Source organism: Spelaeicoccus albus (assembly GCF_013409065.1).
GTDB lineage: Bacteria > Actinomycetota > Actinomycetes > Actinomycetales > Brevibacteriaceae > Spelaeicoccus > Spelaeicoccus albus.
Genome location: NZ_JACBZP010000001.1, coordinates 2,119,543 through 2,145,246, shown reverse-complemented (window position 1 = coordinate 2,145,246; position 25,704 = coordinate 2,119,543). Strand labels below are relative to the sequence as shown.

The window sequence follows — 25,704 nt, the reverse complement described above, 5'->3', positions numbered from 1 at the left end:
CGGAGCTAAACGCAGTTCTTTTCGGGCCGGGCGCCGGTGCCCGCAAACCGCGAGACCGCCAGCCCGCTCACATCGATGGCCGGACGGCGTCCGAGATACAGATCGCGCATGACCTCGCCGACCGCCGGACTTTGCAGAAACCCGTGTCCGGAAAATCCGGTCGCGTAGTAAAAGCCCGGTACGTCGCCGGCCGTGCCGATGAGCGCGTTCTGGTCGGGAGTTTCTTCATACAGTCCAGCCCATCCGGTCCGGATACCCACCGATTGCAGGGACGGCGTGCGGTACGCGATCGCCTCGGCCACGAGGTCCATCCACCGTTCGGTGCGCTCGAGGTGGAATCCCGTCGACTCGTCCGGATCCGAGAGGCCGATAAGCAAACCGTCGCCTTCCGGATGGAAGTAGAACGTCGCGCCGAAATCGATCGTCATGGGCAGATTGGGCGGCAGCTCCGGCATCGGCTCGGTGACGATGACCTGTCGACGTTTCGGCACCACGGGCAGCTCGACGCCGGCCATGGCGCCGACGGCAGCCGACCAGGCGCCGGCCGCGCAGAGGACCGCCGGGGCGTGCACCGTTCCTCTGTCGGTGACGACGCCGGCAACCGCGCCCCCTTCGACGAGCACGTCGCTGACGGTGCAATGCTGCACGATCGCCGCGCCGTTCCTGCGGGCACCGGCCGCGTAGCCTTGCGCCACGGCTTCCGGGGTGCAGTGTCCGTCAGTCGGTGAATACGCGCCGCCGACCAGGCCGTCCCGCGCCACGATCGGGCACAACCGGGCGGCCTCGTCCACGTCGATGATCCGCGAGGGCACGCCACGAGAATTTTGCAAGCGGACGCTTTCGGTGAACGCGTCGAGATCGGCGTCGTCGTCGAGCAGGAACAAATAGCCGTGTCGGCGCAAGTCGATTTCCGCGCCCGGGCGGACGGCGAAATTCTCGAACGCGGCAAGACTGCGCGCACCGAGTTCGATATTGACCGGGTCGGAAAACTGGGCGCGCACTCCCCCTGCGGCTTTACTTGTCGATCCGGACGCGATCTCGTCACGCTCGATCACCACCACGCGCACGCCCGCTTCGGCCAGGTGGAACGCGGACGACGTCCCCATCGCTCCCCCGCCGACGATCACGACATCGGCCCGGTCCGGCAGTTCGACAGTCATTCCAGCCCCCTCGCAGGCTCGTTCCGATTCGTCGCTACTCGGGCAACAAGTAGTCGAGCTCGGGCCCGATTGTCGGCACGACGTCCATTTGGGCCTTTTGCAAGGTGCCGGAGAAGTCCCAGTTCATCGACTGCCACTTCGTGAACTGGTCGAGCACCCAGAGCCCGGACTGCCTGCTGCCGTTGCCCGAGCGGCCGTTGCCGCCGAACGGCAGATGGGCCTCGGCGCCGGACGTCGAGTTGTTGACGCTGACCATGCCGGCCGAGACCCCGGACCGGAACCGGAAGGCCGTCGCCGGGTCATTCGTGTACACGGATGCCGACAGACCGTAACCGGATCGGTTGGCCAACGCGATTGCCTCGTCGAAGTCATCGTAGGCGACAACGCCGACAAGCGGTCCGAACGTCTCCTCGGTGAACACTGCGTCGTCTTGCCGCACGCCGGTGAGGATGACCGGGTGGTAGAACACGCCCTCGTCCGGGTCGCCGACGAAATTCGCGCGCGGATTGTCGGCGGTGATGCGGCCGGTGCCGGTCGACCCGATCACGGTGTGGTGCGGCTGGATCCACCCGAGAATGTCCTCAAAGTGATCGGCGAACTTCTGATCCAGCATGGGCCCGTACAGCACGCCTTCGGTGGGATCGCCGATCACTGCGTCTTCCACTGCCGTGCGGAACTTGGCGACGAATTCATCGTAGACGGACCTGTGCACGATCAGGGTGCCCAGCGAAGTGCAGCGCTGACCGGCGGTGCCGAACCCGCCGAAGAGCGCACCGTCGACGGCCAGATCCAGATCGGCGTCCGGCGCGACCACCTGCGGGTTCTTGCCGCCGAGCTCGAGGCAGGGAACCTGCAGATGCCGACCGGCCAGTTCACCGATCGCGTGCCCGACGACGCTCGACCCGGTGAATCCGATTTTGTCGACAAGGCCCGCGTCCAACGCCGCTTCCAACCCGGCATAGGTGTCGTTGCCGTCGGCGTACACGAGTTGCAGCACGTCCTTCGGAACTCCGGCGCGCCACGCGATCTCGGTGAACGCTCTGGCGCACTCAGCGGCGTATTCGGCGGGCTTCCACACGATCGCATTGCCTGTGACAAGGGCCGGCACTATGTACCACGACGGCACCGCGACCGGGAAGTTGCCGGCCGTGACGATGGTAGCCACGCCGACGGGCACGCGGAACGTGAAAAGTTGCTTGTCGGGCATTTCGCTGGGCACCGTCTGGCCGTACAGCCGTCGCCCCTCGCCCAGGAAGTAGTCGGCGGTGTCGATGACCTCTTGTACTTCGCCAAGGCTCTCGGCATACGGCTTGCCGATTTCCCGCGTGACGATGCGCGCCAACCGTTCCTTGTTGGCCTTCATCAGCCGGCTGAATGCGGCGATCACGGTGCCTCGGACCGGCGCCGGAACCTCGGCCCACGTGCGCTGCGCCGTGCGGGCGACCCGTGCGGCGTTGACAAGCGTGTCGGGGCCGGACAGCGACACGGTTGCCACGACGTCCGACGTGCGTGCCGGATTGCGCGAGACGAACTCCTTCGCCCCGGCGTCGGCCTGGGCGCCATTGACGATTGATGCGATGTGCGCGTTGGCGGTTGTCATGAACGTTGCCTTCCGAATGCTGCGATGTCCGTCTCCTCCACGCTATGCCAGTTGGTGAGACAAATCACAGAGCCCGTGCGTAAAACGCCGCGCCGCGTTTTACGGGGATGGGAGCGGGCTAGAACTCGGTAGTACACCACACACTGCCGCCGGGCGCGAACACGGCGCGCAGTGTGGTGGCGACATCCCGGCTCGCGGCGGTGATCCGGCCCGCATCGATCAGCGTCAGCGGGGACACGGCGCCCAGATAGATCGCGGAGAGGTCCGCGACATCCAGCTTGAAGTCGGACGGCGCGTCGTCCGGCTCCTTCGTCACGGTCCCGCGGCCGCCGGCCACTTCGAGTAGGTACGTGCCGGCGGCGTAGCCAAGCGAGTCGTCGACCCGGAAAGTCAGCCGGCCGTCCGCGTCGTAGTCACGGGCTTCCAGGCAGGCGGCGGTGTCGAGGATCCGCAACCACAGGTGGTCGCGGTCTTCGGTGACATTGACGGTGCGCGCATCGACAAGGCTGGCGGCGAGCAGATCGTCGCCGAGCGCGCCGGGGATCTTGATCCGCGTCACCAGGTCGATGCTGCCCAGGAATTCCCACAGCCCCCGGTAAGCGCCGGGGTTCAGCGCTATCAGATCGATCAGGTCGATAGTCCCCGGCGTTTGGCCCCAGCCCGCGAACTTGTAGCTGACGTATCCGTCGATGACGCCGGCGTCGTCGTAGTGCACTGCGGCCCGCACGGCCGGATCGGGCTCGCCGTTCTCGCCGAGATCGCCGGAGATGATATCGGCGTATTCGCCCTGCCGACCGACCGACCCGATCTGCACACGGTGATAGTCGTCGAACACGGCCGGCCCGATCTCACGCAGCTTGCCGGCGTCCACGATCTCCACGCTGCCGGGCGCGGGAACGAGCATGCCGAAGCGCGGGGTCGTGTCGACGGTCATCGTCTTCTTGTTGACGGCGCAGCCGAAACCGAACCGGCGGTAAATGGTGCCCTCGCTGGCCGTGAGGGCGGCGATCGGCGTGCCGGCCTCGGCGGCCCCGGCCAGGCCGTCGGTCATCATGCGCCGCAGCAGTCCGTTGCGCCGGTGGGTGGGCCGAACCGTGACGGCGCTGATCAAGTACGCCGGCAACAAGGCGCCGCCGACGTTGAGCGTCTTGTCGTAGCCGACGAAGGTGCCGACGGGGCCGGGCATGGCTTCCGCCGGAGCCCGCGTGTCGTAGGCTCCGGTCATCGTCTTGCCGTCGGCCGCGCCCCGCCGGATGTGGACGGCCTTCGTGGCGTCCGTCGGCTTACGGTCGTGGAAGCCCAGACTGACGGCGTCGATCCAGTGCCCCGTCGCGTCGTCCGGCTTGTCGCCGTCGAGTCGTGCCGTGAAGTTTTTGAATTCATACCGAGATGTGGTCACCGCTCAACTCTACCGGCACGGATTAGCACGGTCGACCGGAATATCCGCGCGGGCCGGCCGCCCATCCCACGCAAGGAGGACGGCGCTCCGGCTCGGCTCAGCCGGCGGGATGACGACGACGGGCCGGCAAGTCGATACAGTCGTGCAGTATGGGGAGGCGACACCAGGCGTACCGGTGGGTGCGTGAACATCCGTTCGTCATCGACGCGCTCATGACGGTCCCGCTGATCCTTGTCTCGCTGCTTTTTCTGACGGCGCAGGCGTCCAGCACCCGAAATTCGGTAGTTGCCGCGGAAATCACCGGCATCGGCATGCTGATTCCGCTGGCCTGGCGACGAACCCGGCCGGTGCTCTCCAGCGCCGGCGTGGCCCTGTTCGCCATCGCGTACCTGACGGCCGGCGTGTTTCCGAACCTGCCGATCGTCGCAGTGCCCATGTCGGTCTACGCGCTCGCGGCCTACGGCCCGCGCTGGGCGGCCCGAGCCGGCCTGACGACCGCGTTGATCGGCAGCCTGTTGCTGCCGATCCGCCAATACCTGCCCACGCTCATACGCCGGCCGCCTTCGATCTCGAGCCTGGCGTTCGACGTCATCATCGGCAGCGTGCTGATCGCCTCCATCTGCGCGGCAATCGTGTTGATTGCGTGGTTGCTGGGCGATTTGACGAGCGTCCGCCGCCGTCAAATGCTTGACCTTGCCGATCGAAACCGCCGTCTCGAGATCGAGCGCGAGCAGGAGACCCGACTGGCCGCCAGCGCCGAACGCGCAAGGATCGCCCGAGAGATGCACGACGTCGTCGCGCATTCGCTGTCGGTCATGATCGCCCAGGCGGACGGCGGCCGGTATGCCGCCGCGGCCGATGCGGACGCGGCCAGGCGCGCCCTGGGGACCATTTCGGACACGGGACGGTCGGCGCTTGCCGACATGCGCAGACTTCTCGGGGTGCTGCGCAGCGGCGACGACGACGCCGACGTCCGGCCGCAGCCGACGCTGGCCGACGTGCCGTCGCTGGTGTCGACGATCGACCGGACCGGCCTCCCGGCTTCGCTCGAACAGACCGGTCCGCCGCGGCCGTTGCCGACGGGCGCCGAGCTCGCGATCTACCGGATCGTCCAAGAAAGTCTGACGAACACCATGAAACACGGCGGGCCGAATGCGCGGGCGCACGTGCGCATCTCGTATGGACCGGCAGGCGTCGAGGTGCGGGTGCGCGACGACGGACGCGGCGCCGGCGCCGATCAGACCGACGGGCTCGGCAGCGGGATCCGCGGTATGAACGAACGCGCCTCGCTGTACGGCGGTGACGTCACGGCCGGCCCGTCGCCGGGCGGCGGCTTCGCGGTGCACGCCTACTTCCCGTACCAGCACGGCCCCTACCATCAAGGATCCTCATGACTTCATCATCGAACTCCCCCATTCGCGTGGCGCTCGTCGACGACCAGGAACTGCTGCGGACGGGCTTCCGGATGGTGATCGACTCGCAGCCGGACCTCGAGGTGGTCGCCGAGGCGGCGGACGGCGTCGATGCGGTGCAAAAGCTGCTCGCCATTTCCGCCGACGTCGTGCTCATGGACGTCAGGATGCCCAGGCTCGACGGTATCGAGACAACGAAGCGTCTGCTGGCCGAGCAGGAATCCGGCCGCATGCACGAGGCGCGGATCGTCATGCTCACCACCTTCGACCTCGATGAATACGCGCTTGCCGCCATCAAGGCCGGAGCCAGCGGATTCCTGCTCAAAGACGCTCAGCCGGAGGATCTGCTGGCCGCGATTCGCACGGTGCACAGCGGCGACGCGGTGATCGCGCCGTCGACGACGCGTCGGCTGCTCGATCATGTGGCGCCCATGCTCGTCGTCGATGCTGCGCCGGACGACGGCCCGGGCCGACTCGGCGCGCTGACCCACAGGGAGCAGGAAGTCTTACGAGAAATGGCGCACGGCTTGTCGAACGGCGAGATCGCCGCCAAGTTCTATCTGTCCGAGGCCACCGTGAAGACACATGTCGGGCGGATTCTGTCCAAGCTTGACGTGCGTGACCGGGTGCAGGCCGTCGTCGTGGCATACGAAACGCGGCTCGTCGTCCCCGGCGAGTAGCCGCGCTTGCGGCGCTCCACGCATCGGACCGCGGGCCCGGGTTCCGCAGGACGCGTGCGGGTGGATGCTCGGCGGGGCTTGGGTCATACCGAGGTCGTACGCCGGGCCGGTCAGGTTCGCCTTTCGGGCCGACGCGGAAGGATCGGGAAACCAATAACGTCGAATACGACATCCCGATCCCCGTCCGTTACGAAAGGTCAACAATGAACTTCTCGGCCCGCACCTATGGCGGCTTGAGCGCCTCCGACCCGGAAAACGATACTTCCGCGGCAGCGATTCCCGGCACGTCGCCGGACGCCCTGGCCGCCGTCTCGGCCATCGCGCTGACCAAGAAGTACGGGAGCCGCGAAACGGCGGTGACCGCGCTCGACGCCGTATCCGTCGGCTTTGAACGCGGAAAGTTCACAGCCATCATGGGCCCGTCCGGCTCCGGTAAGTCCACGCTGATGCACTGCTTGGCCGGGCTCGATTCGGCCAGCAGCGGTTCGGTCTACCTTGGCGGCACCGAGATCACGCGACTGGGCGACAAGCAGCTCACCCGGCTTCGTCGCGACCGCGTCGGCTTCGTGTTCCAAGCGTTCAATCTGGTGCCGACGCTCACGGCCAAGCAAAACATGCTGCTGCCTCTCGAACTGGCTTCCCGGAAGCCCGACCGGGCCTGGATGGACCAGGTCGTGTCGATCCTCGGTCTGGAACCGCGGTTGAAGCACAAGCCTCATGAGCTTTCCGGCGGCCAGCAGCAACGCGTTGCAGTAGCCCGGGCGCTGCTCAGCCGGCCGGATGTCATATTTGGCGACGAACCGACGGGCAATCTCGATTCGAACTCCGGCGCCGAGGTTCTCGGACTGCTCCGCCGCAGCGTGCGCGAGCTGTCCCAAACGGTCATCATGGTCACTCACGATCCCGTGGCCGCTTCGTACGCCGACCGCGTGGTCATGCTTGCCGACGGTCGGATCGCCGGCGACATCTCCTCCCCGTCCGAGGACGACGTCATCGAAGCGCTCCGCCGTCTCGGCCGTACCGATGAGGAGGCGGTCTCCCGATGAAAACCGCCACCTGGGCGCAAATCCGCGCGGGCGCCCCGCGTCTCATCGCCTCGTCGATCGCCATCATTCTGTCGGTCGGCTTCGTGGTCGGCACATTGGCCTTGTCCGCATCGTTCAACAAGACGATAGCGACGGCCGTGGCCGCGCCGCTCGAACACGCTTCCGTGCAAGTGAAGGGCGACCGGCCGGCCAAGGATCTGGCCGCCGTCCGCGGAGCCGATCACGTGAAAGCCGCCGACGCCGTCCGGCAAAGTTACGTTGGCGCCCGGATCGACGGGCAGCGCACCAATGCCGAAATCACCTCCTTGCCGGACAAGGAACTCCGGTGGCAAAAGCTCGAATCCGGCACCTGGCCCTCCACGCCGAAACAAATCACGCTGGATAAATCGTCGGCCGCGAACTTCCACGCCAAGGTCGGAAGCACCATCACGGTGATGAAGACGACAATCGATCGGCGTGCGCAATCTGTGAATGAGACGCCGGTGCGGGTCACGGTCTCCGGCATTACCGAAAACGCGGGCTCCGTGTTGAGCGCCGGAATGGTGACGGCGACGATGACGGACGCCGGGCGGTCCAGTCTCGACCGGGATCCCGCGGTGAACGGCATCCTCGTCGCCTCGGACGGCGCGTCGGATTCCGCGGTGTCCGCATCCGTCTCGCACGCGCTCGACAAGGCCGGGCTTGATGCAAGCGTGCAAACTCACGACCAAGCGCTGGACGCTTCGGTCAAACAAGTCACGGGCAACAGCGATCTGCTGACAATGGTCGTGCTCGTTTTTGCCACGATTTCCCTCTTCGTGGCCGCCATCGTCATTGCGAACACGTTCGCGGTGCTCGTCGCCCAACGCACCCGCGAGCTCGCTCTGCTCCGCTGCGTCGGCGCGTCGAAATCGCAAGTGCGCCGGTCGGTCTACACGGAGGCGTTCACTACTGGCTTCCTTGCGTCCGTGATCGGCGTGCTGGCCGGCTACGGTCTGGCGGCCGGGGTCGCCGCGCTGTCCAGCACCGGTTCGACGGGTATCGGCCTCACCGCCCCGTCGCCGAATATCGCCCATATCGCCATCGGGATCGTCGCGGGCGTCGTCGTCACAATGGTCGCCGCCATGATGCCGGCGCGCCGGGCCACCAAGGTGCGCCCCGTGGCGGCAATGCGGCCGGTCGATTCCGTCCCCGCATCGTCGCATGCCGGCGTGGTCCGGCTTTGTATTGCCGCGGTGTTGATCGCCGGCGGTTCGGCTCTCCTGGTAGCCGGCGCTCTCGGGGCGGGTCTTGCAGCGGGATTGCCGGGCGGCGTCATTTGCTTTGTCGGCGTGTTACTCGCCTCATCGCTTCTCGTGCCGCTCGCGGTCCGAGGTGTCGGCTCGCTCATCGCGTTCACCGGCGTGCCGGGTCGCTTGGCCGCGGCCAACGCGATCCGCAACCCCGGCCGCACCGCCACCACGGCGGCGGCCCTGCTGATCGGCGTCACTCTCGTCACGACGGTGATGGTCGGTGCCACATCGGTGCGCGGTTCACTCGTCAGCGAAGTCAACGACAAGCGGCCGGTCGACTTGATCGTGTCAACCGATCACGGAATGACCGCGGCGCAGACCGCATCGATCCGCGGTGCCGACCATGTCCGGGATTCGACAGTGGTGCACGGCGACCGGCAAAAGGTCGGCGATTCGCATCTGACGCTTCTCGGGCTGGAGACCGGCACGCTCGACCGGGTCGTGCACTCGGACAAGCTGACCCCCGGCAACTCGCAGGTCATCGTGAATCCCGGCACCGCCGAACAGCTGCACGTGCAGGACGGCGATTCGGTTCCCGTCGGCCCGGAACAGCGCGATCTGACGGTCGACGTCAAATCTCAGGCACCGGACGGTTCGGCGCTCGTCACGGCCGGCACGCTGCACGCGATGGACGCCGATGCTCCGGCCACCCAGGTGTGGCTGAGAATCGACCCGTCGCTCTCGGCGTCCGACATTCAGGACATGTCGTCCTCGATCACCAAGGACGTCCCGGATGCGAATGTCAGCGGCGGCGCGGCCGAGCGGGCGGCGTACGGTCAGGTCATCAGCACCATGATGCTCGTCGTCGTTGGTTTGCTGGCGATTGCAGTGGTCATCGCCCTGGTCGGTGTCGGCAACACCCTCGCCTTGTCCGTGATGGAACGGCGCCGCGAGTCGGCTTTGCTGCGGGCGATGGGACTGACGAAGGGGCAGCTGCGCGGAATGCTCGGGCTCGAGTCCATTTTGGTCGCGGCAGTCGCGGCGCTGCTGGGAATCGGGTTCGGCGTGTTCTACGGCTGGGCCGGCACCGGTGCCATCACGAGCTCCTCGGACCTTCCGACTCTGCTGGTGATTCCCTGGGGCCAGTTCGGAATCGTTCTCGCAGTGGCCGTGTTGGCCGGGCTCATCGCCTCGATCCTGCCGGCCCGTCGGGCCACCAAGCTCACGCCCGTCGAAGGGATGAGCATGGATTAAGGCGCTTCGCGCCGTCCGGACGCCGGGCCGGCTCGCCGAGTGGTGGCGAATGGCTGCAAAATCGGAGATTTTGCAGCCATTCGCCACCACTCGGCGAGGGTAGGCAGCCATTCGCCACCACTCGGCGGGCCACGGTGATCAAGGCAGGGCGGACGGGGTCGAGGGGCGCAAGCCGGGGGGAAATCGCGGCGGACTATCCGGCGTCCCCGGCCCAGGTCGACCGGACCAGGCCGATATGACGGCTCATCACCTCACGCATCCGCTCCGGGCGTCGTGCCAATGCCACGTCGACCATTTCCTCGTGATCGCCGGCCAGATCACCGAGAGTCCCGGCGTCGGCCAGGGCATCGAGGCCGTACAGCCGCGAGCGCGACCGCAGATCACGCACCACCTCGACGAGATGGTCGTTACCGTGCAGCGCGAGGAAGTCCAGATGGAAACGGGTGTCGGCCTCCAGGTAGCCGACCAAGTCCTTTCTGCGCGCCGACGCGCAAATCGCACGCGCTCTCGGCCGCAGCGCTTCGACTGCTTCGGCGACGGCGCCAGTGCATTCTTCGGCGACCGCGGCCATGGCCGGAATCTCGATCATGGCGCGCAACTCGGCCAAACAGTCGAGTTCATGCCCCGTCATGCCGGTGACCCGGAACCCCTTGTTCCGCACCACTTCCACCAGGCCCTCACCCACCAGATCGAGCATTGCTTCGCGCACCGGCGTGGCCGAAACTCCGAAGCGAGCCGCGAGTTTGGGCGCCGAATAGAGCACTCCGGGACGCATTCGGCCGGAAATGAGCAGCGCGCGCAATGCGTCGCCGACCTGCTGGCGCAAGCTCGTGCGGCCGTCGAAACTCGGCAGATCGAGCTGGTCGGCGGGGTCCGTCGCGTCCGCCTGTCCGGCGTCCGGCGGGTGCCCGGTCAACGCGTGCCCTCGATGGTCTTGTCGAAAACCGTCGATCCGATGACGAGGTCCTCCCAAGCCATTCCGGATCCCTTGAACACCACCGGCGCCCCATCGCCGATGACCGCTCGCCCCGCGACAACGGCGTCCATCGGCAGCAGCGAGTCGCCGTCCAACGCGCCGTCACGAACAGCCATCACGACGTCGCCGCATTCCCGCATGGCGGACTCACGCGATTCGACGATGACGCGGGCTCGTCCCATCACCGTGGAATCGAGCTCACGTGCATCGGGCTCGTGCGATCCGACGGCCATCACCACGGCGCCCGCACCGACGCGCGCCCCGTCGAAGAGCGGCTCGCGCGCCGTCGTCGCTGCGATGACGACGTCCGCGCCGGCGACCGCGTCATCGGCCGTGGCGGTGCCCGACGCGACTTCGCGCACCGCGATGCCGCGCGATTCGAGTTCGGCCGCGATCGATGCGGAGCGTCCGGGTGCTCGCACGGCGATCGTCACTCCGGCGATGGGCGCGACCGTTTCAAGCGCACGAATGTGCCCGGCAGCTTGAGGTCCGACGCCGAAGAGCACCACCTCGATCGCGGAATCGAACCGGTGCCGCAGCACGTCGGCGACCGCGGCGACCGACACGGCCGGCGTGCGCAGGGTCGTGAGTGCCGCACCATCGATCACTGCCTGCGGCGCCAGCGTCGCCGAGTCGAGCAGAACGTAGAGTCCTTGGATCCGGGGCAGCGATTTGTCCGGATTGTCCGGGGCCACTGTGGCGAGCTTGACGCCGGCATGGTCGCCGGCATCCGAGGGCATGAACAGGATGCTGCCGCTGCGCACTTCGACGACGGCGCGCGCCGGGTCGGCGGCGGGGTCGAGTCCGGCGCGTAGTGCAGTGGTCAGCGCGTCGACCGCTTCGGCCGGAGACACCGTGCGCGCCACTTGTTCCGCCGTGATCCAGGGAATCATCTGAGCACAAATCCTTCCGCGAGCTCGTCCCGGTCGTCGACGACGAAGGTCGACCGTCCCGTCCGGTATGCGCTGCCCGTCACTTCGGGCACTACCGCGTCGTTGCCGAACTCGCTGGTGAAGCCGCGAATCCGCCCGGTGAACGTGCTACCGACTATCGAGGTATGGATCAGGGAATTCGACATGGTCAGCGTACCGGAGGCGGCGAGCAGGGCCATCCGGGCACACGTCCCCGAGCCGCAGGGCGACCGGTCCGCCTGGCCGTCGGCAAAGACGGTGAGATTGCGTTGGCGAACCGCAGCCCCGGCGGCCGTCGCACCGGCCGCCTCGTCGTAGAGGATCGTGCCGTAGATGCCGGACAGACGGTCGTCGGAAGGATGCCGTGCGGCCGGGTGCGTATCCGCCGCGTGTTTGATGCGCCGTCCGGCGTCGACCAGATCGGCGTACCGTGCCGGTTCCACCGTCAGGTCGAGCGCGGACGCGGGAAGGCTCGCGTAAAAGGCTCCCGCGTACGCGATGTCGACCTCCACCGTGCGCCCCGGAAGCACGAGCGGCACCCGCCGGTCGGCGACCCAGCTCGATACGCCTAAGAACGCGGCCGAATCGACGCGGCCGCCGGCGCACGTCACCCGGGCCGTGACCCGCCCGGAGGGGACGTCGATCACGACATCGGTGTCGCCGTCCGGATCGGCGCGTACCCGGCCCGATTCCACTGCCCAGGTGCCCAACGCGATGGTGCCGTGCCCGCACGCCGTCGAAAAGCCGTCCTTGTGCCAGAACAACACCCCGAAGTCGGCGCCCGCGTCATCCGGCGGCGTGAGGAAGCCGCCGTACATGTCCGCGTGGCCGCGCGGCTCCGAGCACAGGATCCGCCGGACGCGCTGCACCTCGGGCGACGCGATTGCCGCCATCCGGCGTTCGGCAACTGTGGTGTGCCCGGCCCGCCCGCTCAATACGTCGGCGACGGCGTTGCCGCCGGCCCCGGCGACCGGCATCACGATGCGGAACGGTTCTCCGCCCGTGTGGTAATCGACTGTGGCGAATTCCGCGACCGGCATGACAGTCATTTTCCCAGGTAGGCGTCGATCACGCGGGAGTCGGCCCGCAACAGCTCCGAGGATCCTTCCAATGTCACGTGCCCGGAATCGATGACGTACCCGCGGTGCGCGACTTTGAGGGCGGACCTGGCGTTTTGTTCGATGAGTAGGACGGCGGTTCCGCCCGTGTTGATGGTACGGATGGCCTCCATCACTTGGGCCACGATGATCGGCGCCAGTCCCATCGACGGCTCGTCGAGCATGAGAAGTTTCGGGCCGGTCACCATGGCGCGGCCGATGGCCAGCATCTGTTGTTCGCCGCCCGAGAGTGTGCCGCCGGCCTGAGTACGCCGCTCGGCAAGGCGCGGGAGTAGCTCGTAGACTTCGCCGATCCGCCGGTCGATCAGCGACGAATCCTTGACGCTGTAGCCGCCGATCAGCAGATTTTCGTGCACCGTCAGCCTGGAAAAGATCCGCCGGCCCTCCGGCACGTGGACGACGCCGCGCTCGACGATGCGCCACGGCGTCATGGTCGTGATGTCGTCGCCAAATGCGGTGATAGTCCCCGATCGGGGCCTGACGACGCCGGAAACCGCGGCGAGCGTACTCGATTTTCCCGCCCCGTTGTTGCCGAGCAGCGACACGATCTCGCCTTGGCCGACGCTGATGGTCAGATCGGTGAGCGCCTCGACTTTGCCGTAATTGACGTACAGGCTGTCGATTTCCAGAACGTTCGTCATGCGCGCCCCTCCTCGGCGATCTCCTCTGCCTCGTGCCGGGCTTCCTCGTCCTCGGCCCCGAGATAGGCTTCGATGACCTTTTCATTGGTGCGGATCTCGGCCGGCGTTCCCTCGGCGATCTCCTTGCCGAAGTTGAGTACGACGATTCGATGCGAGACTTCCATGACCAGCCCCATATCGTGCTCGATCAGGACAACGGCGATGCCGATTTCGGAAATGCGGCGCAATAGGTCGAGCAGTCGTTCTTTTTCGCCGTAGTTCAGCCCGGCGGCCGGCTCATCGAGCAGGAGCATCTTGGGTTCGCGGGCCAGCGCGCGGGCTATTTCCACGAGCCGTTGCTCGCCGTACGGCAGATTGCGCACTTCCCAGGCGCGATCCGAGCGCAGACCCACGAAGTCGAGCCATGTGTGCGCCTCGTCGGTGGCCCGCTGTTCGGAACGGTGGTAGCGCGGCGTGTGCAGGACGGCGTCCAGCGCGCTTTGTTTGATGCGCACGTGCATGCCGGCGCGCACGTTGTCGAGTACCGTCAGCTCACCGAAGAGGCGCAGGTTCTGGAACGTGCGGGCCACGCCGCGCGCTGCAATGCGGGCCGGCCGCCGTCCGGCGATCGATTCGCCTTCGAAGCGCACGGTACCGGCGCTGGGACGGTAAAAGCCGGTGACGGCGTTGAAAGCGCTCGTCTTGCCTGCCCCGTTCGGGCCGATCACCGACAGGACATCGCCTTCGTACACGTCGAACGACAGGCCGCTGACTGCCTGCACGCCGCCGAACCGGACTTGCAGGTTCCGGACCTCAAGAAGTGGCGTCGTCATGGCTGACCTCCGCCCGTGCCCGTTTGGCGCGCTTCCTTTCGATCCTGGACGTCCGCTCGGCGCTTCTGGCCGGCCAGATCCCTTGCGGGCGGAAGACCATCATCACTATCAACAGCACGCCGAAGGCGAAATACCGCCAATTGCCGATGCCGCGCAAAAGCTCGGGCAGTAGCGAAATGATGACGGCGCCGATCACGACTCCGGGCACGGACCCCATCCCGCCCAGGACGACGGCCATCAAGATGAGCGCCGACCACAGGAACGTGAAGCTCATCGGCGAGATTGCGGTCTGGTGGACGGCGAACAGCACGCCGGCGATGCCGCCGAAGATCGCGCCGCCGATGTACGCCGCGAATTTGACCTTGTAGGTGTGGATGCCCATCGCTTCGGCGGCGTCCTCGTCCTCACGGACGAATCGCCAGGCCCGGCCGAGCCGGCTGCGCCCCAGCCGGGCGGACGCCAAGACGGCGATGCCGACGATGACGACTGTGACGAAGTAGATTGCGACATCCGGCCGCAGCCCGAAATCGCCGAAGTCCGGAATGCCGAACACACCGTTCGGCCCGCCGGTGAAATCCAGATTGTTGGCGGTGATCCGGATGATCTCGCCAAATCCCAACGTCACGATCGCCAAATAGTCGCTGCGCAGCCGCAGGGTCGGCCCGCCGATGACGAGTCCGGCGACGACTGCCGCCGCGATCACTGCCGGAATCGTCGCAATGATCGGCCAGCCGAAAGTGGTGGACAAAATGCCCGACGTGTACGCACCGATGGCGAAAAAGGCCGCGTACCCCAGGTCGAGGAGCCCGCAGTAGCCGACGACGATGTTGAGTCCGACGGCGAGCATGACGAAGATGAGCGCGTCAGTCGACACTCGAATCGTGTAGGACGACGAGTCGATGAACGGCACCAGGATCGCCAAGACCATGACGGTGCCTCCGAACCACGGGCTCGAGACGAAGCGGGACGCCGCGCCCGGCCCGCGTGCCCGGCCGCCGGGTGCTCCCCCGTCACTGCCGCCGGCCGGCAGCCCGGAGCCGATATCGCCCTTGACCGATTTTCCGCGCGATTCCACTGCCGCGACGAAGTCGGAGCCCTTGTTCTCGCTCATCACACACGCTCCGTCACTTTTTCGCCGAGAAGCCCCGTGGGCTTGACCGTCAGGAACGCGATCAGGAAACCGAACGCGAACACGTCGCGCCATTCGCTGCCCAAGAACGCGGTGCCGAACGATTCGAGCAGGCCGAGCAGGACGCCGCCGAGGACCGCGCCGCGCACATTGCCGATTCCGCCGATCACGGCGGCCGTGAATGCTTTGAGTCCGATGATGAATCCCATCAGGAAGTCGATCTTGCCGTAATACGCTCCGGCCATCACTCCAGCCGCGCCGGCGAGAGCCGACCCGATGAAGAACGTGTACGAGATGACCCGGTCGACGTTGATGCCCATGTAGAGGCACGCTTTCGGATCTTGCGATATGGCCCGCATGGCACGGCCCGACCGCGTTTTGGCGATGATCAGGTCGAGCCCGATCATCAGCACGACGGCGATGGCCATCATGACCAGCTGGTTGATCGTGATCCGAGCGCCCAGCAGGTGCACTGTCGTGCTCTTGAGCTGAACCGGATAGACCTCCGGGTTCGGGCCTGCCCACAGCGCAATACCGTACTCGAGGGCGAAGCTGGCGCCCACCGCGGTGATGAGGACTGTCAGCCGCGGCGACCCGCGCAGCGGCCGGTAGGCCACGCGTTCGAGCACCAGGCCGGCAGAACCGGTCAACACCATAGCCATGATCATGACGATGACGAGGGTGAGCAGTGAGCTGCCGCCGCCGAGAGCGCCGCCTCCGAACGTGAGGATGGCGAATCCGGCGAACGCCCCGAGCATGTAAATGTCGCCGTGTGCGAAGTTGAGCAGTTTGATGATGCCGTACACCATCGAGTAGCCAAGCGCGACAAGCGCATAGAACGACCCGACGAACAATCCGTTCAAGACGAGCTGGACGAGATGATCCATGGCCCTCCTCGGCCGTGGATACCGTGCCGCGCCGCTTAAGGCGGTGCGGCACGGTACCGGACGCTAGCTGTCGAGTACGAGCTTGGTGCCCTTGACGATCAGGATCTCGAAGCCGCCCGACGTCAGCGTGTGCTGCGGCGTGAACTTGAGCGGTCCGGAAAAGATCTTGAATCCGTCGATGTTCTCGAGTGCGTCGATGATCTTGTCCGACTGCGTCGATTTCGCGTCAGTCATCGCCTTGGCGGCGATCCGCACGGCGTCGTACGACTGGGTCGAATACGGTCCGGGGTCGGAATTGAACTGCTTCTTGTACTTCGCCACCCACTTGTCGCCGCCCGGGATGGTCTGCGGCGTTTGCGTCATAGTGGCCAGGACGCCTTGCGCGTTCTTCTTACCGGCGATGTCGATCAGCTTCGTGTCGACCGAGCCGTCGGCCACCATGATCGTCTTGTTGTACCCTGCCTGCCGGAACTGCTTGATGAGCAAGCCGCCCTCTTGGTAGTAACCGGTCCAATAGATGAAGTCCGGGTGGTTCTTCAACGCCGCCGTGACGGCCGCCGAATAGTCGGATTCGCCGGCCGTGACCGACTGCTTGCTGACGACCTTCAGCGACTTATCGGATTTGACGTCTTCGGCGGTCTTTGTCGTGATGTCCTTCGAATACGACGTGTTGTCGTCGATCAAGGCAACGGATTTGACGCCCTGCTTCTTCATTTGTTTGACGGCTGCCGCGGCTTGTTGGGTGCCGGTGCCGTTGACCAGGAAGACGTTGGGCAATTTCTGATCCACCAGGTCGTTCGAGTTGGCGGCCGGGATCAGCATCGGGATCTTCGCCTTGTTGAAGATGCTGAGCGTCGGCAGGGTGGCGCCGGAGCAGTAGCCGCCGACCGACATCGTCACCTTGGCCGTGACAAGTTTCGAGGCAGCCGCGGCGGCTGTTTTCGGATCGCACGCACCGTCCTCGACGACAAGTTTGAGTTTGCGGCCGTCCACGCCGCCCTTTTTATTGATCTCGTCGATCGCCAGCTTTGCGCCGTTTTTCATATACGGTCCGATTGCTGCCGAGCTGCCCGACGTCGGAGCGACCATGCCCAGTTTGATGGGCCCGGCCGAGTCGTCGCTGCTCTTGTCCGACCCCGAGGTCAGGCCCCCGCCGCCGCAGCCGCTGACGCCCAGCGCCAGCGCGGCCGCCAGGGCTAAACCGCCGAATCCAACTTTTCTTAACGTCATTGTTATCTCCGTTTTCCTTCGGTTCCTTCACCTCTGTCGACCGGGGCCGCCTTTGGTCCGGGCCGTCGACGCGGGCTCGTTCATCCCGCTCGAGCGCTGTGTGACATTGCACTAACAATGCACGAGCCGAACCGCCGTTACTACCCCGCCGCGGGTGTTGTTTCCAAACCGTGACATAGCGATACGCATTCGCGTACCGTCGCGGTCGGGTCTCACAGCAAAAAACCGTCCGGGAAGGGGTCGGATGGATCGAGCATGTACTGGGCGGTGCCGGTGATCCAGGCGCGGCCGGTGACGGTCGGGACGATGCCGTCGTATGATCCGACGGTCGTGGTCCGGCTGATACGGCCGGTGAAGCGGCTGCCGATGAACGATTCATTGATGAAGTCCGCGCCCGGCACGAGCGAGCCGCGTGACCACAGCTGTGCCATCCGGGCGCTCGTGCCGGTGCCGCACGGCGACCTGTCGAACCACCCCGGGTGGATCGCCATGGCGTGGCGGGAGTGCGTGGCCGTCGACCCCGGCGCGGCGAGATAGACGTGGTGGCAGACGTCGATCTCGGGGTTCAGCGGATGCACGACGGGATTCTGTCGGTTGACGGCGTCCATGATGGCCAGGCCGGCCGTGAGCATGGCGTCCTTATTGGCGCGGGAGAACTCGATCCCGAGATCGTCCAACTCGACAAACGCATAAAAATTTCCGCCGTAGGCGATGTCGTAGCGAACCGGCCCGAAGCCTTCCGCGTCGACCGTCTGGTCCCGCGCATGCAAGTACGAGGGCACGTTTTCGATGGTCACGGCTTTCGCCGCACCGTTGTCGACGTGCACCGTAGCGGTGACGAGTCCGGCCGGCGTGTCCAGACGGATCACGGTCTCCGGCTCGGTGACTTCGACCATCCCGGTTTCGACAAGCACGGTTGCCACACCGATTGTTCCGTGGCCGCACATCGGCAAGCATCCGGAGACCTCGATGAAGAGGACGCCGAAATCGGCGTCCGGACGTGTCGGCGGCTGCAGAATGGCCCCCGACATCGACGCGTGCCCCCGGGGTTCGTACATGAGAAGCGTGCGGACGTCGTCGTGATCGGCCAGGAATGCCCGGCGCCGCTCGAACATCGTGTCGCCCGGCAGCGTGCCGACGCCGCCCGTGATGACGCGCGTCGGCATACCCTCGGTGTGCGAATCGACGGCGTGGAAAACGCGACGCGCGCGCATTTACGCAGCCCGGCCCAGCGCCGTCTCGATTGCGGAGCGCACGTGCTTCTCGTCGCCCGGCAGCAGCGGTTGCCGGGGCGGCCGGCACACCCCGCCCTTGCGACCGATCATGTCCTGGCCGAGTTTGATGGCTTGGATGAATTCGGGCTTGGAGTCCCAGCGCAGTGCTGCGTGCAGCCGGCGGTATAGCGGCACGGCTGTGGCAAGATCGCCGGCGATCGCGGCGTTGTACAGGGCCAGGCATTCGGCAGGGAATACCTGCGGGAACCCCGAGACCCACCCCTTGGCGCCGGCGATCGCGACTTCGAGAACGGTGTCGTCGGTGCCGATCATGAGATCGAGTTCCGGAGCCAGCTCGCTGACTTCGTAGCAACGCCGGACGTCGCCGGAGAACTCCTTGACGCCCACGATGAAGCCTTCGGCGCTGAGCTTGGCGAGCAGGGACGGCGTCAGGTCGACCTTGGTGTCGATCGGGTTGTTGTACGCGGTCACGGGCAAGCCGACGTCGGCGATCAGTTCGAAATGCTTCAGCACCGATCGTTCGTCCGCATGGTAGGCGTTCGGCGGCAATGCCATCACGGCCTGGCATCCAAGGTCTTTGGCGGCCTGCGCATGGCGCTTCGATTCGAGCCCGCCGTACGCGCCGACGCCCGGCATGACCGTGAATCCCTCCGGTGCCGCGTTCACTGCCGTTTCGACGACGGCATCGCGTTCCGCCGTCGTGAGCGACTGGTACTCCCCCAGCGATCCGTTCGGCGACACGCCGTCACACCCCGCCTCGGCCAGCCACGCCACGTTGTCCGCGTAGGCGCCCAGATCGAGGCTCAAATCGTCATTGAACGGCAGGCTCGCGGCAACGAGCACTCCATGCCATGGTTTCCGGTTCGACATCGCGTGCTCCTTCGCACTTCGGCAGTTCTCCGGCCACGCTCCGAACGGAACCCGTCGGCGCGCGGCGGCGGGACCGGCGTCCCAGCAGTAAAATATTACATTGCACTATCGGCGGCAGCGTGTCAATGGTCCGGCCCGGCATCATCGGCTGCGAGTGCTCCGAGGGTGAGGGGCGCGGCCACCGGTCGCGGAGCGGGTTGCGGTGTCATGGGAATGCCGGCCGCGCGGGCGGCCAAGCAGTCGACGGCGTAACCGCAAGTGCGTCCCTGGCACCACCCCATGCCGGCCCGGTTCAGTTCCTTGACCCCGCGGGCATCGGTGGCGCCGTGGTTCCGGCAGGCGTCGTCGACGGCTTCCGCGTCCACTTCTTCGCACCGGCACACGATGGTCGACGGTTCAAGCACGTCCTGCCAGGCCGGCGGAACCGGATGCGCCACCGCCATGGCGCGGGCGAACCGCCGCCGACGCCGGATGGTGCGCGCGGCGGCCGGGCTCGGATCGGCCTCGAGACCGGCGTCGCGGCACGCCGTCCGACCCGCCGTCTCGCCCTCGGCCACGGCGAGTGCCGCTCCCCCGATACCGCACGCCTCTCCGGCGACGTACACGCCGGCGACGCTGGATCGTTGATCCGCGTCGACCACCACGGCAAGCGAGCCGTCGTCGCCGTCCGACACCTCGCACCCGAGGGTCATGGGCAGTTCCAGCGACGGCGTGAACCCCCACCCGACGCCCACGGCGTCCACGTCGATCGTGCGAACGGACGCAGTGTCGACGTGTCCGTCCGGGCGCAAGCCCGCCACCGACACCGATTCGACGTGTTCCGTGCCGTGCGCCGCCACAATCATCGACCGCTGCCGGTACGGCACGCGATAGCGGGCAAGCGCGGCGGCGTATCCGGCCCCTTCGGCGAGGTTGCCCGGGTTGGCCAGGGCGGCGCCGGCATGGCGCGTCCACGCCGTCGTCGCGCTCGCCTCGAACACGCCAACCACATGGCTGCCGGCCATTGCCAGTCCGGCGGCGACGGGCAGCAGGAAGGGTCCGGTGCCGCCGACGGCCACGCGCGGACCGGCAGCCACGCCGCCCGCTTTCAACAGCGCTTGCAGACCGCCGGCCGTCATCACGCCGGGCAGATCCCACCCGGGAAACGGCACTTGCCTGTCGTAGGCTCCCGGTGCCAGCACGACGGCGTCCGCGCTCACTATCCGTTCGATATCGCGGCCGGGCTCGGAAAGCTTGTCGACGGCCCGGATCCGCACGCCGCCCGGTCCGCACGCTGCCGTCCAGACGTGGTGACCGCTGAATAATTCCAGGCGCGCATCGGCGCGGGCCCGGAAGATCTCGCCGCGCAGGCGGCGGAACGTCGCGAGATCGTGGTGATAGCCGGCGGCGTCCGCTTCGCCAAATGCCGTTGCGTCTTCGTTCGGTGCGGGTTGCCGCCAGAATTGGCCGCCGAGGCCGGGGCCGGCATCGATCAGCGCGACGCGCAGGCCGCCTCGCGTCGCAGTGGCGGCCGCAGCCATTCCGGCAGGTCCGCCGCCGATCACCGCCAGGTCATAGCCGGCCGGGTCATTGCCGGCCGGGTCATAGCCGGTCGGGTCATAGCTGGTCATGGCCGGTCCCCTCTTGAGTGCGGATACGCATGCCCTCCCGCGCCGGGGTGAGGCAAGCGCGCTGGTTCGGGACGTCGTCCACCGTCACCAGGCAGTCGAAGCAGACGCCGATGCCGCAAAACAAGCCGCGGGGTGCGCCGCGGTGGGTGGTGCGCCGCCACGACAGGATGCCGGCAGCCATCAGGGCGGCGCCGACGGTTTGTCCGGGGCGGAATTCCAACGGCTCTCCGTCGACGGTCAGCCGGCTCATGCGGCGGCTCCGCCCACAAAACGATCCGGTGAAAAGCTCGACATCGGGGCGCCGACCGGTTGGCCGAGGATTTGTCGGGTGACGGCGTAGCCGGTTGCGGGAGCCAAACCGACTCCGGCGCCTTCGTGGCCGCACGCGTGGTAAACGCCCGGGACCCGTCGGTCCGGTCCGATCACCGGCAGATGGTCGGGACAGTAGGGACGGAATCCGCAGTACACGCGCATGAGGTTGACGGCCTTCAGCATGGGGAACAGGGTCACGGCTTGCCGGGCCAGTGTGGACACGACTTCCGCATCGATCGTCGTATCGTAGCCGACCCGCTGCCGGCTGGCGCCGATCAGCACCGTGCCGCCGCGGGTGCCCTCGACCACGCACGACGTTTCGAGCCCGGCATCCGAGGAGGACACGTTCGCGACATAGTCCGCCGAATAGACCTTGCGCCGGACGACTGTCGGCAGCGGCTCGGTGACGAGCACGTACCCCTTGCGCGGTAGTACCGGAATGCCGGCGCCCATAGCCTCGCCGACCTCGCCGCCCCATGTGCCTGCCGCGTTGACTATCACGTCGGCCCGCAAAGGCCCGGACGACGTGTCGATGCCCGTCACGGCGCCGCCCGAGTCGGTGCGCACCCCGTGGACTGCAGTGCGTTGCATGACGCGGGCACCTCGCTGCCTCGCCGAGGCCAGCAAATGGGCCGCCGCAAGGACCGGTTGCACCTGCATGTCCTCGGGATAGAGAACTCCGCCGGGCAGGCCCGGATCCACATGCGGCTCGAAATCGGTCGGGCGGGAGATCTCCACGGTTCGCACGCCGGCGGCCGCTTGCGCAGCAGCAAACTCGTGCAGCGGGCCGAGGGCGGCCGGGCTCGTTGCCACGACCAGACCGCCCTTGCGCTCGAGTTCGATGGCCGCCGCGCCGACGTCACCGGCCAGGTCGAGCCAGAGGGTCCGGCTGAGGCGCATCAGTTCCAGTTCCGGCCCGGGGCCCTTGTCCGAGACGAGGATATTGCCCTCGCCGCGGCTTGTCGTGCCGGCGCCGATCTGCCCACGGTCGACGACCGTCACGTCGATGCCCGCCGCCGACAAGTAGTAGGCGCAGGCCGCGCCGACAATACCCGCGCCGACGACTACTGCCTGCGTCAATGGGAGCTTCCTTCACCGTCGATACTGCCCGCGGCGGAAGTCGACAAAGCAGATGTCAATGCCGTGTCGCTGCCGTCGATTGCCGATTCAGTGACATAGTACCGATCGCGCGCGCCCGAGAGTGAGGGCCCGTTCAATCGAGGCGAGGTGATTGGCGCCGGACTCGCTGGGCGGGCTCCCCCGTTCCCGCGTTGGCAAACAGTACGTCGATGCTTCCCATTTTGCGCTCGACGACGTCGAACAAGCAGACCGTCTCTTCGCCCGCCGCCGATGAAACTGCGAACGCGCCGTCGTCCTACTATGTATCAGTGCAAATCGCCGGCTGGAGGTATCGGCAGTGAAGATCGAGATTGACGACGATTGCGGTAACGCGCCAAAGAGACGACAGATCGCGGACTTGCTGATCTTTTTGGCCAATGGCGCGCACAAGGAAGTGCTTCAGTTTTTGACCGAGGACGTCGTGTGGGAGCTTATCGGATTCGGTCCAAGTTACGGCACGGACCAGTTGGGCGTAGTGCTGGACCGATTGTCCGACCCGTCGGCGACGACGTTCACAGTGGCTAACGTTCTGTCGCACGGTGCCGGTTGCGCTGCAAACGGCACGATCCGCCGCGGCGATGGCACCGTGATGGCGTTCGCGCATTTCTTTCGCTTCAACGGCCATGGGAAGAACGCCAAAATCCGTCAAGTCACCAGCTTCATGTCGCACGCCACCGTCACGTAGTCGGTCTCATCCGGCCGGGGCGGATTCCGGCACGGAACGCAGCGCCCCCATTGCCGCCTTACGGCCGGCACGAGTCGCACCGAGCGTCGACGCCGAAGCACCGTAGCCGGCGAGGAACAAGCCCGGCATCCGCACTGCGCTCACGCCGTCGTCCGCCATCAGAATCCCGCCGCCGGGCTCGCGGATTTGCAATGGCGAGAGGTGCCTCAGGTGGGCGCGGAACCCGGTCGCCCAGAGCACGGCATCGATTGGCACTTCCCATCGGCGGTCGGCTTGCGAGGCTGTGGACCCGACTGCCCGGCCCGGCAGCGCCCGGACCATGGAGCGGTCGATGATCTTTTGTGCCTCGCCCTGGCCGGGAAGGCTCACGCCGTCCGGCCCCGGTCCGTCGAGAATGACCGTGTGCGCTCCGAACCGCTCAATCCGGCCGCGCCACGCCAGCAGACCGCGGCGAATATCCGGCACATAGAGGTCGGTCAACGGGATGCCCGTCACGGCCGAAACCGAAAGGGGCGCAAGGCCCTCCCGGGTGCGGGCAGAGACAGCCCTTTCCACGTTCAGGCCCCAGTCCCGGTCAAAGGCCCGGCTCGTCCACTGCGGCGTGCGCCGGGCGGCCCATACCGTGTCGGCACCGCGAGCGTCGAGCTCCTGGATGAATTGAAGCGCCGACGTGCCGGCGCCGACGACGAGAACCCGCTGTCCGCGGAATTGCTCAGCGTCACGATACTCACGCGTGTGCAATTGCCGCCCGGCGAAACGCTCGGCGCCCGGGTAGTGCGGTCGGTAGGGGCTGTCCCACGTGCCTGTCGCATTGACGACCGACGCGGCCGCGACCGGTCCGTCGTCGGTGGTGACGGCGAACCCGTCGCCGTCCGCTGCCACACCGGTCACTGTCACGGGGCGCAGAATCGGCAGACCGAACCGACTCTCGTAGTCGCCGTAATAGCGGGGCACTGTCCGATTTGCCGGCGCGTCCCGATCGGGGCCCTCCAGGTCCATTCCGGGCAGCTTGTGGATGCCGTGGACACGGCCGAGTGTCAGGCTGTCCCAGCGGTGCCGCCAGGCTCCTCCCGGGCCGTCGTTCGCGTCCAGCACGACGAAATCGGTCCACGGTCTCAGCCCGCGCGCAGCCAAATAGTAGGCCGCCGACAGCCCGGCCTGGCCGGCACCAATCACCACTACGGCCAGCCGCCGGCCGTCGAGTACGTTTGTCGATTCCACGTCCCGTACAGCAGCCCTCTGCCGGTATTCATTCCTGCTTTCGCAGAGGCCGCCGGTGACGGCGACCGACGTGAATCGCGGGGTGGTTTGTCCGCCGCGGGGTGATAAGAACGACCCCGCCGCGGACAAACCACCCCGCGAAACGTCAGCTAGCGGGTAGCCGTGCCCTCCACGTAGTCGTCGTCGCTGGGCTTGACCCACGCGAACAGCTTGCGCAGGTCGCGGCCGACCGCCTCGATCGGATGCTGCTCGGCTTCGGCACGCAACCTCTTGAATTCCGGCGCGCCGGCTTCCTGGTCGGCGATGAACCGTTCAGCGAACTTGCCGTTCTGGATATCGGCCAGAACGGCCTTCATGTTCTCCTTCACGTGCGGGTCGATGACGCGCGGGCCCGATACGTAATCGCCATATTCGGCGGTGTCCGATACCGACCAGCGCTGCTTGGCAATGCCGCCTTCGTAGATCAGATCCACGATCAGCTTCACCTCGTGCAGCACCTCGAAGTAGGCGGTCTCCGGCTGATAGCCGGCTTCGGTGAGCGTTTCGAAGCCGTACTGGATCAGCTTCGAAATGCCGCCGCACAGCACGCTCTGCTCGCCAAAGAGGTCGGTTTCGGTCTCCTCCGTGAACGACGTCTTGATACCGGCCGCCCGCAGGCCGCCGATCGCCTTGGCATACGAGAGGGTGAGCGGCCAGGCATTGCCCGACGCATCCTGCTCGACGCCGACCACGACCGGCACGCCGCGGCCGTCCACGAATTCGCGGCGCACCAAGTGGCCGGGGCCCTTCGGTGCGACGAGCAGCACGTCGGCCGAGGCGGGCGGCTTGATGAAGTCGTAGCGAATATTGAAGCCGTGGCAGAACAGCAGTGCGTCCCCGTCGTTGAGGTTCGGCTCGATGTGTTCTTTGTACAGGTCCTTTTGCACCGGGTCCGGCGCCAGGATCACGATGAAATCTGCTTCGGCCGCTGCCTCGCCGGGCGAGACGACGCGTAGCCCCTCGGCCTCGGCCTTGGGGCGCGACTTCGACTCTTCGAGCAGGCCGACGCGTACGTCGACGCCCGAATCGCGCAGGTTCAGCGCGTGCGCGTGCCCTTGGCTACCGTATCCGAGGACCGCGACGCGACGGTTCTGGATGAGCGACAGGTCGGCATCGTCATCGTAAAAAAGCTCAGCCACTGTTCATT

The 25,704-nt window shown here is 66.6% G+C and carries 23 protein-coding genes; 5 read left to right on the top strand and 18 right to left on the bottom strand.

Annotation, left to right across the window (positions count from 1 at the left end; genetic code table 11):
• Window positions 1–5: 5 nt before the first annotated feature.
• From BJY26_RS09915 to BJY26_RS19565, 3 genes are all read right to left on the bottom strand, one after another.
• Window positions 6–1,160, bottom strand: coding sequence for an NAD(P)/FAD-dependent oxidoreductase (locus tag BJY26_RS09915; RefSeq protein ID WP_179427838.1), 1,155 nt, complete (start codon window positions 1,158–1,160; stop codon window positions 6–8).
• Between the two features lie 34 nt (window positions 1,161–1,194).
• Window positions 1,195–2,760 (bottom strand): aldehyde dehydrogenase family protein, encoded by a 1,566-nt coding sequence (locus BJY26_RS09910; protein WP_179427836.1) that lies wholly within the window; start codon window positions 2,758–2,760, stop codon window positions 1,195–1,197.
• 118 nt (window positions 2,761–2,878) lie between these two features.
• Complete coding sequence (locus tag BJY26_RS19565) at window positions 2,879–4,159, bottom strand: GNAT family N-acetyltransferase (RefSeq protein ID WP_179427834.1); 1,281 nt, start codon at window positions 4,157–4,159, stop codon at window positions 2,879–2,881.
• A 149-nt stretch (window positions 4,160–4,308) separates the two neighbouring features.
• On the opposite strand from BJY26_RS19565, the gene BJY26_RS09900 reads away from it, so the two are divergent.
• The 4 genes from BJY26_RS09900 (at window position 4,309) to BJY26_RS09885 (ending at window position 9,762) form a co-directional block, all read left to right on the top strand.
• Complete coding sequence (locus tag BJY26_RS09900; protein WP_218852356.1) at window positions 4,309–5,553, top strand: sensor histidine kinase; 1,245 nt, start codon at window positions 4,309–4,311, stop codon at window positions 5,551–5,553.
• Window positions 5,550–6,251 carry a response regulator gene (locus BJY26_RS09895; protein ID WP_179427832.1) on the top strand — a complete coding sequence of 234 codons (702 nt, stop codon included), beginning with the start codon at window positions 5,550–5,552 and terminating at the stop codon, window positions 6,249–6,251. Before BJY26_RS09900 ends, BJY26_RS09895 begins: the two co-directional genes overlap by 4 nt.
• 203 nt (window positions 6,252–6,454) lie before the next feature.
• Window positions 6,455–7,297, top strand: coding sequence for an ABC transporter ATP-binding protein (locus BJY26_RS09890; protein WP_179427831.1), 843 nt, complete (start codon window positions 6,455–6,457; stop codon window positions 7,295–7,297).
• Window positions 7,294–9,762 carry an ABC transporter permease gene (locus BJY26_RS09885; RefSeq protein ID WP_179427829.1) on the top strand — a complete coding sequence of 823 codons (2,469 nt, stop codon included), beginning with the start codon at window positions 7,294–7,296 and terminating at the stop codon, window positions 9,760–9,762. The genes BJY26_RS09890 and BJY26_RS09885 overlap by 4 nt, the downstream gene beginning before the upstream one ends.
• A gap of 193 nt (window positions 9,763–9,955) precedes the next feature.
• On the opposite strand, the gene BJY26_RS09880 is transcribed toward BJY26_RS09885, so the two are convergent.
• From BJY26_RS09880 to BJY26_RS09820, 13 genes are all read right to left on the bottom strand, one after another.
• Window positions 9,956–10,678, bottom strand: coding sequence for a GntR family transcriptional regulator (locus tag BJY26_RS09880; protein ID WP_179427827.1), 723 nt, complete (start codon window positions 10,676–10,678; stop codon window positions 9,956–9,958).
• Window positions 10,675–11,631, bottom strand: a complete 957-nt coding sequence (locus BJY26_RS09875) for an ornithine cyclodeaminase family protein (RefSeq protein WP_179427825.1) — start codon at window positions 11,629–11,631, stop codon at window positions 10,675–10,677. The genes BJY26_RS09880 and BJY26_RS09875 overlap by 4 nt, the downstream gene beginning before the upstream one ends.
• Window positions 11,628–12,689, bottom strand: a complete 1,062-nt coding sequence (locus tag BJY26_RS09870; protein WP_179427823.1) for a proline racemase family protein — start codon at window positions 12,687–12,689, stop codon at window positions 11,628–11,630. The genes BJY26_RS09875 and BJY26_RS09870 overlap by 4 nt, the downstream gene beginning before the upstream one ends.
• A 5-nt stretch (window positions 12,690–12,694) precedes the next feature.
• On the bottom strand, window positions 12,695–13,408 hold the full coding sequence (locus BJY26_RS09865; RefSeq protein WP_179427821.1) for an ABC transporter ATP-binding protein: 714 nt from the start codon (window positions 13,406–13,408) through the stop codon (window positions 12,695–12,697).
• Entirely contained in the window at window positions 13,405–14,220 is an 816-nt protein-coding gene (locus BJY26_RS09860; RefSeq protein ID WP_179427819.1) for an ABC transporter ATP-binding protein, read from the bottom strand. The genes BJY26_RS09865 and BJY26_RS09860 overlap by 4 nt, the downstream gene beginning before the upstream one ends.
• Window positions 14,201–15,331 carry a branched-chain amino acid ABC transporter permease gene (locus tag BJY26_RS09855; protein ID WP_179427817.1) on the bottom strand — a complete coding sequence of 377 codons (1,131 nt, stop codon included), beginning with the start codon at window positions 15,329–15,331 and terminating at the stop codon, window positions 14,201–14,203. The genes BJY26_RS09860 and BJY26_RS09855 overlap by 20 nt, the downstream gene beginning before the upstream one ends.
• The gene (locus BJY26_RS09850; RefSeq protein ID WP_179427815.1) at window positions 15,331–16,236 is read right to left on the bottom strand and encodes a branched-chain amino acid ABC transporter permease; all 906 of its coding nucleotides are present in this window, start codon (window positions 16,234–16,236) and stop codon (window positions 15,331–15,333) included. The genes BJY26_RS09855 and BJY26_RS09850 overlap by 1 nt, the downstream gene beginning before the upstream one ends.
• 63 nt (window positions 16,237–16,299) lie before the next feature.
• A complete protein-coding gene (locus BJY26_RS09845; protein ID WP_179427813.1) occupies window positions 16,300–17,466 on the bottom strand; it encodes a branched-chain amino acid ABC transporter substrate-binding protein in 1,167 nt (388 codons plus the stop codon).
• Window positions 17,467–17,678: 212 nt separating this feature from the next.
• On the bottom strand, window positions 17,679–18,680 hold the full coding sequence (locus BJY26_RS09840) for a proline racemase family protein (protein WP_179427811.1): 1,002 nt from the start codon (window positions 18,678–18,680) through the stop codon (window positions 17,679–17,681).
• On the bottom strand, window positions 18,681–19,571 hold the full coding sequence (locus BJY26_RS09835; RefSeq protein ID WP_179427809.1) for a dihydrodipicolinate synthase family protein: 891 nt from the start codon (window positions 19,569–19,571) through the stop codon (window positions 18,681–18,683). It lies immediately after the preceding gene.
• A gap of 122 nt (window positions 19,572–19,693) precedes the next feature.
• Window positions 19,694–21,181, bottom strand: coding sequence for an FAD/NAD(P)-dependent oxidoreductase (locus BJY26_RS09830; protein WP_179427807.1), 1,488 nt, complete (start codon window positions 21,179–21,181; stop codon window positions 19,694–19,696).
• On the bottom strand, window positions 21,168–21,431 hold the full coding sequence (locus BJY26_RS09825) for a (2Fe-2S)-binding protein (RefSeq protein ID WP_179427805.1): 264 nt from the start codon (window positions 21,429–21,431) through the stop codon (window positions 21,168–21,170). Before BJY26_RS09825 ends, BJY26_RS09830 begins: the two co-directional genes overlap by 14 nt.
• The gene (locus tag BJY26_RS09820; RefSeq protein WP_179427803.1) at window positions 21,428–22,573 is read right to left on the bottom strand and encodes an NAD(P)/FAD-dependent oxidoreductase; all 1,146 of its coding nucleotides are present in this window, start codon (window positions 22,571–22,573) and stop codon (window positions 21,428–21,430) included. The genes BJY26_RS09825 and BJY26_RS09820 overlap by 4 nt, the downstream gene beginning before the upstream one ends.
• Before the next feature lie 397 nt (window positions 22,574–22,970).
• Here BJY26_RS09820 and BJY26_RS09815 point away from each other — a divergent pair, with 397 nt between their 5' ends.
• Complete coding sequence (locus tag BJY26_RS09815; RefSeq protein ID WP_179427801.1) at window positions 22,971–23,297, top strand: nuclear transport factor 2 family protein; 327 nt, start codon at window positions 22,971–22,973, stop codon at window positions 23,295–23,297.
• A 6-nt stretch (window positions 23,298–23,303) separates the two neighbouring features.
• Here the strand turns inward: BJY26_RS09815 and BJY26_RS09810 are convergent, their stop codons facing one another.
• Together BJY26_RS09810 and ilvC are read right to left on the bottom strand one after the other, a co-directional pair.
• Complete coding sequence (locus BJY26_RS09810) at window positions 23,304–24,518, bottom strand: FAD-dependent oxidoreductase (protein WP_342354659.1); 1,215 nt, start codon at window positions 24,516–24,518, stop codon at window positions 23,304–23,306.
• Window positions 24,519–24,667: 149 nt separating this feature from the next.
• On the bottom strand, window positions 24,668–25,696 hold the full coding sequence (gene ilvC, locus BJY26_RS09805; protein ID WP_179427799.1) for a ketol-acid reductoisomerase: 1,029 nt from the start codon (window positions 25,694–25,696) through the stop codon (window positions 24,668–24,670).
• Between the last annotated feature and the right edge of the window lie 8 nt (window positions 25,697–25,704).